Here is a 13,771-nt window from a genome sequence, read left to right as displayed (position 1 = left end):
CATTCACGCGAATGACAGCGGCTCGCCAGAATATCCACCGCTGCAGGCCACGGCCAACATACTGCTCGCCGTGTCACACCCAACCAATAATCTGCCTCGCTGTTCCCGGCGGCCTCTCACCATTTCGGGCTCGGGGTGTCACCCCGGTTGAAAGTCCCTCGGATGCGCGGGCAGTCGGTCTACGCCGAGTGTCGGGGTTGCGGGCTACAGTCTGACGAGGTTGCACAAGTTGACGCTCAACACCGCACTTGACAAGGACTTTCGGATATGTCGGTCATTGCTCGCTACCACGATGTTTCCGGCGCGTTTGATCGCGACACGCTGCGGCTGCTACATCAGAAGTACGCGCCGGTGATCGTGGCGGTGCTGGGCGAGGTGTTCTCCGAAGACGACCAGCGCGTGGTGGCCGAAGACGACCTGCACGATCAGGTGGACTTCCTGCTGGAGCAGATCGGCGACGCCGTTCCCGGGACTGAACTACCGCAACAGCGGGGTCGAGCCCTGGCCTATTCGTGGGTAGAGGGCGCAGCGCGCGGGTGGCTGCGCTACAAGGACGGGTCGACGCCGAGTGGGCCCACCACGTATGAGATCACCAATGAGGCGCTCGACGCGTTGCGGTACGTCCGCGAGACCGGTCGCCACGCGATGGTGTCCGAGTCTCGAGTCAAGGACCTCATCACAAAGGTGCAGGACACCGCGCTGATGATCAGCGAAGATCGGGAGCGGCGGATCGGCATTTTGAGCACCCAGATCGAGAAGCTGACGGAGGAACGTGACCGTCTGCTCGCCGGTGGTGATTTGGAGTTCGCCGGGACGGGTGAGGTCATCGAGGTCTTGGACCAGATACTCTCCGAAGTCAACAATTTGCCGTCTGACATTCGTAAGGTCGGCGAGCTGTTCGCGGATATGCGTGAACAGTTGCGCCAGGAGTTCCGTGACGACGACCGTTCTACCGGTGAAGTGTTGGATTTGTACCGGCAGCGCATGGATGCGTTGCTCAATAATGACGACCGTGGGCGGGCGTTCGTAGGCGCGGTCGAGTTGCTGCAGAAGACCGGCATGATGCGGGCGTTCGCGACGGACATGGACATCGTGCTGGCGCACGAAGCTGCGCAGGGGTTGAAGCCGGAAGAGCGACGACGGCTCAAGCGGACCTCGAGGGAGTTGAGCCGGGAGGTGCAGCAGGTGATGGTCTCGCATCGGCACATCGTGCAGACCATCTACTCGTATCTGAGTGCCCCGGATCGTATCCAAGCAACAGAGCTGCGGACTCTGTTGCGGGAGTTGGATCGTCGGCTTTCAGAGCGAAAGGCCGTGGCGAAGGTGCGCAGCCGGGTTCCGATCGCCTTCGTACCCGCCACGATCGAGCTCGATCGATTGCGCACAAACCTTGCTGATCCTGCCGATTTCGCCGCACCCCCGGCGGCCCGTCCACATCTGGCCATCCCCATGTCGGCCGAAGAACAGCGCGAGCTGCTGCGCATGGGTGGGCCGGACGTGGACAAGATGCGAGGCATCCTGATCACCCGATTGAAGGCGTCCCCACGCGCCACCGTCGCCGAGGTCTTCAATGCCTTGCCCCGAGAGGACCGGAGGCTGGTGGACCTGTTCGCCTTGTTCGAGGCGTCGGCCGACACGATGGCCCTCCGTCGCTCCCACACAGTCGGAATGACCGACAGGTATCTCACCGTACATCCGTTGGGGATCGAGGAGCGTGTCTTCGAAGCACCCCGGCTGACCTACACCGATGAAGACCGCAGCGTATTGATCGCCAACATGGAACGAGCACAGCAATGAATACCGACCCTTTGGACGAGTGGGATGACCTGCTGTCGCAGGCCGTCGACGACAGTGAGCCCGCCGAGTCCGACGACGAACCGGACGAGTTTCGGTTCCGGCCGTCGGACACCATCTTGTTCACCGGCGACCAGGGCACGTTGACCTATGAGGCCCGGTCGGTGCTGACAGCAATTCTCAAACGTAACTACCTGTCGGCGGACCAGCATCCGAAGCTGTGGACGTTGCTGCTCAAACACCGTTATGACGTCGAATCGCGGCTCAACGACCTGTTCCTGACGTTGGTGTGCGACACCGACGCCGGGATCGCTTACAAGGTCCAGGTCCCCGGCACCCGGTTCCCCACGCTGATGTCGACACAGAACCGTGCCTACACCTGGACCGAAACGATCCTGCTTCGGCATCTGCGGGAAACCTATGCCAACGAACTGGGCCGGGACGGTAACGCGAACGTGGTCATCTCCAAGACGGAGATGGTAGAGCGGTTGCAGGCAGACAAGTCGATCCAGCGCAACGACGAGAAGAAGCAACGCGAGAATGCGGAGAAGGCATTCGAACGCATCGAGAGCGCGGGCATTCTCGTCTCGACGCGCGACACCGGCGCGGACCGCTACCGCATCTCCCCGGTGATCGTGCCACTGATATCGCTGGACAAACTAAAGGCGCTCAGCGCTTACCTCGACACCCTGGACGCCGACGACACGGTAGAGCCCACGGACACCGACGGAGAGATCGCCGCGGTCGACCTGAGCCCCGGCGAAGGATCAGACGATGACCTCGACTGAGACGGGCACCTTGTTCCCCGACACCGGCAGCCCGCAGTGGCGGATCGAATCCATGCATCTGCTCAATTGGGGCGGTTACGACGGCTACCACCGCATCGACTTCTCACCTGGATCGACCATGATCTCCGGGCCGTCCGGGGTCGGGAAATCGACCCTGATGGACGCTTACACCGCGCTGATGATGCCCAGCAACGTTCCGTTCAACGGGGCCTCCAACGCCGGCCAGGGACGTGCTCGGGGCGGCAACCAGCGCAATGTGGTCTCCTACGTGCGCGGTAAGACCGACAGTGTGCAAAACACCAGCGGCGAACTCACCGACCGCCGGCTTCGGGGAATCGATGCCCGAGGCCTGCCCTGCAACGCCGCGGCAGTTGTGGCAGTCACCTTCCGCCACGACACCGGCGCACGCTTCACCGCCGCCAGGCTCTTCTTCGTTCGAGCATCGATCAGTTCCGACGGCGAGCTGGGAAACCCGCTGCGCCTCACCATCGACGGGACCGTCGACGTCGGGCGACTCTACGACCTGTTCGTCGAGGGTCTCGGGCAACAGGGCTACCAGCGGAAGCTGGAAACCACTTTCGTTGGGTCGAAGGTGCACGACACCTACACCAAGTTCCTCACCGTCGCCCAGAGCACCCTCAGCATCGGCAGGAAGGGCGAGAGCGATAAGGCGCTGGCCCTCTTAGCCCGCATCCAGGCCGGGCAGCAAGAAGCCACGATTGATGACCTATACAAGAAGCTGGTCTTCGAGCAGCCCTCCACGTTTGATACGGCCAAGCAGGCACTCGATCACTTCTCGGAGCTGTCCAACAGTTACGAGACGATGCAGCGCGCGTACGACCAGGTAGAGGTGCTCTCCGACATTCAGGAGCGCCACGACCGGTACCAGCGCGCGATTGCCAACGCCTCCGACATCGTTACTCTGCGGCACAAGGATTCGGGGGACACTCCGTGGGTGCTGTGGCAGAGCAGCGTCGGTGACGCCGAGTACGGAGCCGCCCTGAACGCGGCCGAACAGGACCTCGAGGAGGCCGAAGACGCCTGCCGACGGACCGCAACAGCATTTGACGCGGCAGACCGCAAGGTCGACGAGTTGAAGAACGCAATCCGCACCGAGGGCGGGGAACGTCTCGACCACATCACAGCGGAACTCAAGAACTGGAGCGAGACACTCGAGCACCGGGCACGCAAGGAAGCCCAGTTCCAAGCCCGCATCGCCCATCTCGACGACGTCGTAGCTCCGGCCAACGCGAGAGACATGTCATCGCTACAGCTCCGAGCACGCGCTTTCATGGACAGCCACACAGAACAACTGGAGGCTGTCACCGCGGCAGCTCGCAAGGCCGACGCCCGTCACGCCGACGCACAGCGCGCACACAAATCCGTATCCGACGAATTGGACGATCTCCGTACCCGTCCGGACTCGAAAATTCCAGCCTACCTCCACCAACGGCGCACCGAGTTGGCCGAGTTGTGCGGTATCACCGATCCGCGCCGCGATCTTCCGTTCATCGGAGAACTGATCGATCTGCACGCCGACGACGAACGCTGGCGCACCGCTGCCGAAGCCGAGATGGGCGGCATCGGCCGCCACATCCTCTACAACGAGAACATCCGGGCACAGTTCGTCCGGAACGCCGACCGCCTATCCAAGGGCGTGCGGTTACGGTCAGAAGCGGTCCCCTTCAACGCGTCCACCCCGACAACGATCCCCGATCCCTCCACCCTCGCGGGGAAGGTCCAGTACAAGCCCGGCAGCCCCTTCATCGGTTGGCTCGAAGGATTCATCAACACCACGTTCACCCATGAATGCGTCGACACTGCCGACGCGCTGCTCATCGACGACGGGCGCAAACGCATCACCGCCCACGGGCAGACCCGGCAAGGACGGTCCGGTGCCCACGGTGCGCCGCTACCCAAGGACTACGTCCTCGGATTCAGCAACGCCGAACGCATCGCCGAACTGGAAACGGAGGTCGAACGCCTCACCGACGAGGTACACGCAGCCCACCAACGGGCGGAACAGCTGCACAGTCAGCGCTCGACGATGGTCGATCACCGCGTCACATGGGAAGCGGTGCTCGATTTGAACTGGGCCGAGATCGACACCGGATCCGCCCGCGACGCCATCGACGCGTTGGAGCAGGAACGCGACGCAATCCTGGCTGCCAGCGACAGAATCGCCGAGTTGAAACGACAGCAGAAACAGGCAGAGGAGGACCGCGACACCGCCAGCGAGGCCAAAGCCGTGGCACGCAACCAGCGCAAGGACCTCAATGCCTCCATCGCCGCCCTCGAGCCGCTGGCCGAACGCTACGCCAGCACCCACGCCGCACTGGTGATCACTGGTTCGGTCACCGTGACCGACGCGCAGCAAAGTCTGCTCGACAAAATGCTGGGACTGTCCTACACCGGTGACGCCCACACCCTGCAGGAAGCGTTCGGGAAGGTCTTTGAAAGCATCACCGACCGGTTAGCCGACGCCACTGACGAAACCTTTAATGCACGCCGAGCACTGGAGGACATGTTCAAACGGTTCAAAGCGGAATGGGACAACTACGAGTGGGGCACCGACATCGCGTCCTACCCGAACTACTACAACCACTACCGCCGGCTCGTCGACTCCGACGTCATCCGTCATCGAGACGACTTCCTCGGGGAGGTCAACAAGTGGACCGGAATGGAGTTGGGGTTGCTCAGTAGCGAGTTCGAGACCGAGAGGCGGCGCATCATCGACCGGCTGCACGACGTGAACGCGATCTTGGAAAGAATCCCGTTCGGGCGCGACGGCGACCGCCTCCGCATCGACCCCGCCGAACGCGAAACCCCGACGTCGCGCCACTTCTGGTCCAGCCTGCAGCAATTCATCGAAACATCCAGCAGTGCAACACCCATGACGCTCGACGTGGCCAAGGCGCGTTATAACACCATTACTCAGTTCATCCGGCAGATCATGCCTGCCGACCAACTACCTCGCGGCGAGTCCTCCCAGCGAGAGGAAATCCTCGATGTGCGCCGCCACATCAGCATCAAAGCCCAGAAAGTCGACCCCGCCGACCCCGACAACATCAAGGGCACCTACGCCGAATTCGACGCCAAGTCCGGTGGCGAGATGCAGGAGATGGTGGCGTTCATCGTCGGTGCGGCGCTGCGATACCAGCTCGGAGACGAACAGAACTCCCGCCCGACCTTCGCCCCGATCATCCTCGACGAGGCGTTCATCAAGGCTGACTCCCAGTTCGCCTCTCGGGCCGTGCAGGCCTGGATCACCCTGGGGTTCCAGCTCATTGCCGGATCGGTTGTCGACAAGGTCTCCGCGATCTCCCGCAAGGTCGATCGGGTCATCCTCATCAACAAGGACACGGAGGGCTACTCCACGGCATCAGCATTCATCGCAGACGCACCGGTGCCGACATCATGAAAGACCCTGCCGCCGTCGTCACCGACCTCACCAAGGCGCTCGCTAAGCACTGGGCGGCCTGGGTTGTCGACGAGCCAGCAGGATGGCCACGGTCCTACCCGATCGGCACATCCGCCCGCGGCGACCTCGAGACCAACTACGCCACCACCCACCGGCCGGTCATGCAGGCCTGGGACCAGTGGGGTGCTCAGCACGTCCACCTCTCGTGCAGTCTCCGCTATGCGCGCCGCCGTGTAGGCCGGCTTCTCCTGAACATCCCCACACATCTCGACATCTCCGACCTCGACACGGCCGCCGCTCTCGCCGCCGAAAACTGGTCCATCACGATCGCCCGCGCCCGCCGTCGCCGCCAAATCCTTTCCGACACCCTCGACCTCGAGCTACAGCCACGCCTTCTTCAACAGACAGTTGCCCTCGCCGACACCGACTTCACGCTGCTCTGTCGCACCGTCGACTGGTTCCACCACCACGACGCCACCGGCCTCACTACCCGGCAGGTCCCGATCCCCGGTCTAGACGCAAAGTGGCTCGACAAGCACACCGCGCTGGTCCTGGCCCTCCTCGACCGGGACAGCCTCGACCTGATCGACCGGCCCCAGCGCATCGACCTGACCTATTTGGACCAGAACTGGCGTGCTCGCGGAAACCGGATGCGCGACAGCCTCGCCACCGACGACACCAACGCCACCGTCGCCTACCCACCCGACATCATCGTTATCACCGAAAACAAGGACAGCGCACTGTTCTTCCCTACCCTCCCGAGAGGGATCGCCGTCGAGGGCGGCGGATGGGCGATCACCCACCGAATCACCCGCCACACCTGGTTCCAGCATTGCCCACGTATCGTCTACTGGGGAGACATCGACGCCCACGGCTACGAAATCCTCAACAAACTCCGCAGCGAACACAGCTCGGTCGATTCGATACTCATGGGCCCACAAACATACGACGAATACCACCAATTCGGTGTACGCACTGATCGGCGCGGAAACCCGATCTCCGCTCAGCGTAAGCCACTTCCGAATCTCACCGATTCGGAACGAGTTGTATACAACCGCATCACCGACTCAGAACATTCCGGTCCGCTACGAATCGAGCAAGAACGCATTCCACTCGAAGTTGCAGAGCAAGTCGTCCGATCCCGCACGCCTCGCCAACCAGCTGACTAGCTTCGCGCGCGATCTGGGCCCCGGGCCTGCGTTAGATGTGTGGCTCGACCCAGTCGGCGTCGGTGATCAGCCGGGAAAGTCCGGCGCATCAGTAGCGTTTCGAAGCCGGCTACCTAACAAAGACTGTCCGGCTTGGTTGTCAAGGACGCGGCAGAAAGCCACACCAGCGAAAACACGAGTGCGTAAGCACCGTCACCCCACACCTGCCCATAGTCCATATTTCTGGAGCGTAGTCGCCCCTTCGAACCCGGAAGCAACGGTCGCGGGGCGCGATATCTGCCCATTTCAGCTTGATTCGAGTGCCGCCGTAATTGCAATGGGGTCGTTCAGGATGCTCGAAGCCCCAACCCGCTTCGTGCCGCGGACCGTGTGTCGATGCCAAAAGGCTAGTCTCGATCGACAATCTAGCGATACGGAATCGGTGTAATCACCCGAGTCCGAGGACGCGTCGCGTCGTGCATGCGCAGCCCGCGCGGACCATCTTCGGCGGCACCGGGCATATCTATCAGCCAAGTGAACACATCGTCGGAGAGCTGACTCGGATCCTCCAGGTCCGCGAGCAGCGCCTCCTGGCCGCGCTCGTCGTACGGTGACGGCAGATCGATCCCTGCCTTGATGGCATCGCGCACAATCTCAGTACAGATCGCCCGCCAACGGCCCTGCCCCCACCAGTGCCGGGTGTACTCGGTCGAGCCTCCGATCGTCAGAAACCGCATCGTGGCTCCGCCGCCCAGGATCTGCGCGTCAATCTCCCGCCACGCATCCAGTCGCGAGCCGACGGTCTCTTGGACCTGGGCCCATCCGTCGCCGAACAAATCGGCGATCACTCGACCGTCCGGCAGCGTCCAGGTGGAGTCGGTCAGCACGACCCGTATGCCGTCCCAGTCGATCCCGTCGATTGGGTCGATGTGGGGACGGATTGCCGCGGTGACCGCGATGTTGACCCGGGCCATCAGAACGTCGTCGGCCAGGTGCCACGCTTCGACGGCGGTGTCGTTGCGCCAACACCACGCGGCGATCCCCAACACAACAGCGTCCGGTACACAGTCAGGGAGAACGTCGCTGGCCAGCATCCCTACGACCGCGGTCATAAAGGTCACCAACTCGTCCGACGTCGTCACATCGGCGATTACCTGTTCGGCCGTGACGTCGCGTTCCACGGCCGCTACCGCGAAGATCCACTCGGCGTACTTGCCCATCATGAAGTCCGGAAGCGACACCACAGCGCTGTCCGAAAGCGCTATTCGGGTGGCATCGAGCAATCCCCACTCACCGGCACGCTGGGTCACCGCACGCTGTTGCTGGTCGATGTCTCCCGCGAGGTCGATGACCTCGTCGTCATCGAGCATGCTGAACAGTTCCGACGATTCTTCGTCTCCGAAACCGTCGAACGATTGCAACAGCAATGCGCCCTGTTGGGGCTGGTACTCCACATCGATTGCCATACATGTTCGACGCATCCGCGTTGCCAGGATCGGCCCGATATCCGGGACGAACTCACCCCACGGCTCGTCCTCGTCCGTCGACCACCCCGCCCACCGCAGGGCATCCAACAGTTCGTGCAGACGCTCCCAATGCTCCGACCATTGCAACTGCGTGGGTTCCTCCGTTGACCGGCTCGCCGCGCTGAGCCGGTTCAGCAACCATTCCGCCGCCTCGGGGTCGTCGACGGTAATGATCAATGGATCCGGACGCACCTGCGCCGGTTCGTAGCCCACCATCCGTGTCAGGCTCGTCACGCCGATGTCCCGTCCGGCAAACACTCCCTCGAGTCGTTCCCCCACCTTCCTCAGCGCCGTATTACGGTCAGCGGTTCTCCGGGCGGAGGCAACCCGGTCAGCTTCAGCTTGCCGGCCCGCCTCGTCCAGACGCCGCACCTGCTCCGCGGTGCCCCACATCCGGCGCCGACCCTCAGAGTGACTTGCCACTTCCCCGCCGGCTTCGAGCCTTTCCAGTACAGACATCACCCGCGGAACCTGGCAGCCCAACTCCGCGGCGATCTGCGCCGGAGCGACCAGATCCGCCGCCTTCGCGTGCCGCTGCAGACACCACAGCACCTGGCCCTCGTCAGACCACAAAGGATCCGCGTCGATCTCCGCGGCTTCCGCCGCCGTCACATGCGCCCGGCACGCCGGCGCGAAACGCTCCAACGGCCTCGAATACCGCACCGGGGCCTGACAGGAGCCACCCGCATTTGTCGCACGTCCACACAAGGGCCGATTCTTCACACCCGCCGATGCTACTTTCTGCGACCCCCTATCCTGCCCCGACGTCGGTGAACGGCAACGTTGCCTGCGCTCGTCTGGGCTCGTCTGGGCTCGTCTGGGCTCAACCGGACGCCCCTCGGTTCGGCGCCAGCAACCGTGATCCTGGTTCCCCCGCCCTATCGACCACAACGTAGAGAGATGAGTTTCTGGACCCAACAATGTGGTGAGCGGATGGGTCATCTGGATACCCTCGGGATTCAGCCGGTCCGCCTTTTGGCCGATCGGGTTCTCGCACCGGCGCCCGATGCCGTAGCTGGGGGGACGGACATGTCGTCCCTACACTCCCTGCGTTGCCGTTCGCGTGAATGACACTCGCCGAGGATGACTCTCGGGTACTCGCGATCATCCGAGCTCTGGTCTCATTCAAGGTCCGCGACTCTGACACCCTGCTGCGCTGCTGTCTCCCAGGCGCTGCGCTCATGGCTCCACACCGCCGACTGCCGGGCAGTGGGGAGCGAGCCGAGTATGCGGTCGTAGCATCGGCCCGCCGCAGCCAGCGCGCTCTCGAGGTCGTGGAGGTCCGTGGTCAGTGGAGAGTTGCGGGCGGCCTTGGCCCACTGCGTCGCCCAGGCCGGGCCCGGGCTCACCAGCGTGGCCGGCAGTGCGGGCAGGCCGCGGACGCGCCGTTCCCGTTCGACCGCGTCGACGGTGGAGGTCAGATCGATGGGCAGGAACATGCTGATCAGCAGCAGATCCACCAGATCACGGAACCGTCCCGACGCCGCCCCCGCCGCACCGTGCACCTCGTAGAGTGCGCAGATCTTGTCCGCGATCTGATCGGCCAGCGGATACAGCGGGACGCTGGTCTCGGGTGGGAAGTCGTCGGTGTCGACCAGCCGCGGGATCGGGCGGCGTTCGATTTCTCCGACGAGGGTGCGGCGGCTGCCGACGACATCGAGGGAGAAGCTGTCGTACGTCTTGCCGCCGAGGGAGGCGGTGACGGTGACCGTGACCCCCTTGTCGTGGCTGAGCTCGGTGGACGGGCCGACCTCGAAGCGGAAGTGGTCGAGGTGGTGGTCGCGGACCGTGCGGCGCAGCTCGTCGACCGAGTCCGGAAGGTCGGTGGCGGCGAGGAGGTCGATGTCCTTGCTGTAGCGGGCCTGCGGCAGGCGCACCATCATTCCGATGCCGCCCTTGAGGATCCACCCGTCCGGGTCGGTATCGAAGACGCGGGTGAGGAAGCGGGCGATGACGAAGCGGCGGCGCACCAGGGCGATGTTCTGGCCGTGGTCGTGGGCGTACCGGTTGAGGCGGTCGGTGATACTGGCCCGCACCGCCTGCGGGGACCGCGGCGCCGGGCTCACCGGTCGGCCGTCTTCGCCGACCGAGCCGTCCGGGCCGTCCGGGCCGTCCGGCCGGATCCGGTCGTGCTGGTGCCGTCCGCCGGCTGGGCGGCGGGTCCGGCCGCCCCGGGGTCGGCGTCGGTGGTTTCACTGCCGCTCGCAGTTGCGGTGGACTGCCCGAGAGCGGCGGCGAGCGACCGCAGCAGCGCGTCCCGCGCCTGCGGTGACTCGGTCACCGCCTTCATCAGGGCGGCGACGCTCAGCTGCCCGGCATCCGGTGCGGCCCCAGTAGCGGCAGTGTCGGTGGTGGTGGTGTTCTTGCGGGCGAGGTCCGCGAGGGCCAGGGTGGTGGCCGGCACCCCCGCCTGCGCGATCAGCACCTCGAGGAAGCCCTGCCCGTCCAGCGCCCGGTGCCCGTAATCGAAGGCATATGGGGTCAGCACCGCCACCACCTCCTCCACCGTGACCAGCCCTCGGGTGAGGGCGTCGCGGACCACCGACGCCAGATGCCCGGCATCGGTCCCGGCGGCGGCCAGATCAGCGATGGTGCGGACCGGGGTGGTCACCGGCAGCCCGTCGACGAGCTGCCAATCCTCCCGCGACAGCACACCCCGATGCACTCTCACGGCGGGCAGCGACAGCCGGATCCGCCGGGTCGCGGTCAGCTCCACCACATCGGCATCCAGATCCCCCAGCCCAAGCAGGCCGGCGGCGGTGCGATGCGAGAGCACCCCGGTCGGGAGCGGCTGATCCAGCCGCTCCCACACCACCACATCCGGGTCCAGCGCCAGCCACGCCACCCGCTCATCAAGATGAACATCCTCCGGCATCCGCGCCAGACGGTACAGCCCATGATGCAGCCGCTCGAGCACCCCCGAATCGACCATCCGCTTGAGCTGCTGCACCGACACCGACGTCACCGCCCGCGCCTGCCGGCTGGTCACCACACCCCCCTGCTCAGCAGCCAGCGCCACCACCTGAGCAGCACGACTATCCGATCTCATGCCACAATAATACACAGTTCCCCCCATAACCATGGCATGGTATGTAACTATCATGCCAAGGTAGTTGCGTCGGCGACGATGTCGACCCACGCCGGATGGCGCGGCAGAGCGGGCGCAGTACCGACTGCAGGGCGCCTGTCCGACGGGCCGACAGACAGGCATTCACACACCCGCCGTCAGCGCTGGTGGGAACCGAGGGGTCCACCAGACACGGCGAATGTTAATCCTCAACCCCCACCCGCCCACACCGACAGAGCCAATTCCCCTGACAACAAACGACAATGAGACAACCCGGCGGCCACCGAACCGAACCGACGGAGCACGATCCCCGCCCGCCTGGGATCGAGCGGAAGCCGCCCGGTTGCATCGCGCCACCGAACCCCTCCTGCCCTGGCGAGTCCGAACAACCTGAGTATGAGGACGCAACAGCCATGGCCACCGACTACGACGCCCCCAGAGTCACCGAATCCGACGAGCCGGACACCTCCCTTGAACAGCTGACCGTCAGCCGGAAAGACACCCAGTCCCCCGTCGTCGACGTTGAAGACTCCGACACCGCAGAGTCCTTCGAACTGCCCGGCGCCGACCTGTCCGGTGAAGAATTCACCGTCCGCGTCATCCCCAAGCAGGCCGACGAGTTCACCTGCACCAGTTGCTTCCTGGTCCATCACCGCAGCCGCCTCGCCGACGCTACACAGTTGATCTGCCGGGACTGCGCCTGAGAACGTCGGAGCATCCGACGACCCGGACACCTCCAGACTGAGCGGCATCCGCCACTGCAACTGCATCGCACACACTTGCCCCGCCGGAGCGGCAGCCGGCCATCGCCCTTCCACGGGCCTTTCGGCGACGCGGTGGGGCGGGCGGGGCTCGAACCCGCGACCAATGGATTATGAGTCCACGGCTCTAACCGACTGAGCTACCGCCCCATCACCGCACCATCCCCACCATCGTGGGGCGTGGTGATGCTACCGGCCACTTGCTGGCCGTGGCCGGCCCGTACCGAGGACAATCTTCATGCGCGGCCGAAGAGCTGCCGCACGCCACCGTCCTCGTCGACCGCATACAGCGCCATCCCCAACAGATCCAGAATCCGCTGAGGTGCCCGCACCGCAGCTTCCACCGAACCAGGCTCGTCCCGCACGACCAACGCAAACGACACCGACTGATCCGCCTCGCTCGGCATCCGCCTCACCAGCTGCCCGATCGCGGTATCGACATCCAACCCCGGCGCGGTCGTCGCACCCTTGACCTCGGCGTAGAGCCGCCGTCCATCTTTCTCGGCAACGATGTCGACGAACTCCGTATCCGTTCGCACCGTCCAGCCCTGAGATGACAACCACCCCGCGAAGTCCCGGGCCACGCGCGCCTCATCACCTCTCATACGGGACACGGTAAGCCTGCAACATCAGTTCCGAACAGCACCACAGCGCAAGACACGTCCGGTGCGGCTATGCCACGACTGAGGCATACCCCGACAGATCGTGCGGTGAAATCGACGTACCACCTTCAGGACCTCATCCGCGTCAGTCATGTAATCAACTGACTGCTAGCGCAATTCGTGGGCACGATGCATGACGCCGCCCAGAAGCGGCCACGACGCGGCTACCGCCGATCACTCTCCCCGGTGTCGGCCGGGTGTCCGCACAGCCGAATCCCGGTCCGGGGCGGAGTGGTAGGAGCCCGGATCGATGGTCAGGTCTTCGGTGTCGGCGAAGACCAGCCGCCCGTCGTCGAGCGCGACCGCCCACCGATGCACCGGCGCCCACTCGTGCCCACCACCACCAAGGTCGGTCACCGCCGCATAATCCTCGACCACCTCACCGGTGAGATCGGCCCCGGCACTCCTGCGGACCAGCACCCGGACACCGACCGTCAACTCCGGGCCACCGACCGGCCGATTGCTGCTGTTTCGGGCCATGCTGATGCACCTCTCCGCTCGGCGAAACTCCCGAGATCGAGCATAAGCACCACCCGGCCCGGTCCGCGACCCGACCTGCACGAACACCACCCACGATCGGGAACGCCGCCGAAGCAGTCGGCTG

At 64.5% G+C, this 13,771-nt stretch carries 10 protein-coding genes and 1 tRNA gene; 5 read left to right on the top strand and 6 right to left on the bottom strand.

The window, feature by feature from the left end:
• Nucleotides 1–267: 267 nt before the first annotated feature.
• From CJ177_RS36280 to CJ177_RS36265, 4 genes are read left to right on the top strand one after another with little or no spacing between them, the layout of a single operon-like run.
• On the top strand, nucleotides 268–1,797 hold the full coding sequence (locus tag CJ177_RS36280) for a DUF3375 family protein (RefSeq protein ID WP_095870087.1): 1,530 nt from the start codon (nucleotides 268–270) through the stop codon (nucleotides 1,795–1,797).
• Nucleotides 1,794–2,582, top strand: a complete 789-nt coding sequence (locus tag CJ177_RS36275) for a DUF4194 domain-containing protein (protein WP_095870086.1) — start codon at nucleotides 1,794–1,796, stop codon at nucleotides 2,580–2,582. The genes CJ177_RS36280 and CJ177_RS36275 overlap by 4 nt, the downstream gene beginning before the upstream one ends.
• Nucleotides 2,569–6,003 (top strand): ATP-binding protein, encoded by a 3,435-nt coding sequence (locus tag CJ177_RS36270; protein ID WP_095870085.1) that lies wholly within the window; start codon nucleotides 2,569–2,571, stop codon nucleotides 6,001–6,003. Before CJ177_RS36275 ends, CJ177_RS36270 begins: the two co-directional genes overlap by 14 nt.
• On the top strand, nucleotides 6,000–7,172 hold the full coding sequence (locus tag CJ177_RS36265; protein WP_095870084.1) for a Wadjet anti-phage system protein JetD domain-containing protein: 1,173 nt from the start codon (nucleotides 6,000–6,002) through the stop codon (nucleotides 7,170–7,172). Before CJ177_RS36270 ends, CJ177_RS36265 begins: the two co-directional genes overlap by 4 nt.
• 404 nt (nucleotides 7,173–7,576) lie before the next feature.
• On the opposite strand, the gene CJ177_RS36260 is transcribed toward CJ177_RS36265, so the two are convergent.
• From CJ177_RS36260 to CJ177_RS36250, 3 genes are all read right to left on the bottom strand, one after another.
• Entirely contained in the window at nucleotides 7,577–9,322 is a 1,746-nt protein-coding gene (locus CJ177_RS36260; protein WP_257014863.1) for a hypothetical protein, read from the bottom strand.
• A gap of 476 nt (nucleotides 9,323–9,798) precedes the next feature.
• Nucleotides 9,799–10,743 carry a nucleotidyl transferase AbiEii/AbiGii toxin family protein gene (locus CJ177_RS36255; protein ID WP_095870083.1) on the bottom strand — a complete coding sequence of 315 codons (945 nt, stop codon included), beginning with the start codon at nucleotides 10,741–10,743 and terminating at the stop codon, nucleotides 9,799–9,801.
• The gene (locus tag CJ177_RS36250) at nucleotides 10,740–11,726 is read right to left on the bottom strand and encodes a type IV toxin-antitoxin system AbiEi family antitoxin domain-containing protein (RefSeq protein WP_095870082.1); all 987 of its coding nucleotides are present in this window, start codon (nucleotides 11,724–11,726) and stop codon (nucleotides 10,740–10,742) included. Before CJ177_RS36250 ends, CJ177_RS36255 begins: the two co-directional genes overlap by 4 nt.
• Nucleotides 11,727–12,157: 431 nt before the next feature.
• On the opposite strand from CJ177_RS36250, the gene CJ177_RS36245 reads away from it, so the two are divergent.
• On the top strand, nucleotides 12,158–12,448 hold the full coding sequence (locus tag CJ177_RS36245; RefSeq protein WP_095870081.1) for a DUF4193 domain-containing protein: 291 nt from the start codon (nucleotides 12,158–12,160) through the stop codon (nucleotides 12,446–12,448).
• 133 nt (nucleotides 12,449–12,581) lie between these two features.
• On the opposite strand, the gene CJ177_RS36240 is transcribed toward CJ177_RS36245, so the two are convergent.
• The 3 genes from CJ177_RS36240 to CJ177_RS36230 form a co-directional block, all read right to left on the bottom strand.
• A tRNA-Ile gene (locus tag CJ177_RS36240) sits at nucleotides 12,582–12,655 on the bottom strand.
• 86 nt (nucleotides 12,656–12,741) lie between these two features.
• Complete coding sequence (locus CJ177_RS36235) at nucleotides 12,742–13,089, bottom strand: hypothetical protein (RefSeq protein WP_095870101.1); 348 nt, start codon at nucleotides 13,087–13,089, stop codon at nucleotides 12,742–12,744.
• Between the two features lie 252 nt (nucleotides 13,090–13,341).
• Nucleotides 13,342–13,647: a hypothetical protein gene (locus CJ177_RS36230; RefSeq protein ID WP_095870080.1), complete on the bottom strand. Its 306-nt coding sequence runs from the start codon at nucleotides 13,645–13,647 to the stop codon at nucleotides 13,342–13,344.
• Nucleotides 13,648–13,771 lie beyond the last annotated feature (124 nt).

The sequence above is a fragment of the Rhodococcus sp. ACPA1 genome, assembly GCF_002300195.1.
Classification (GTDB): Bacteria; Actinomycetota; Actinomycetes; order Mycobacteriales; family Mycobacteriaceae; genus Rhodococcus_F; species Rhodococcus_F opacus.
Note: the sequence above shows the minus strand (reverse complement) of the source record. Positions and strands in the feature narration are given on the sequence as shown.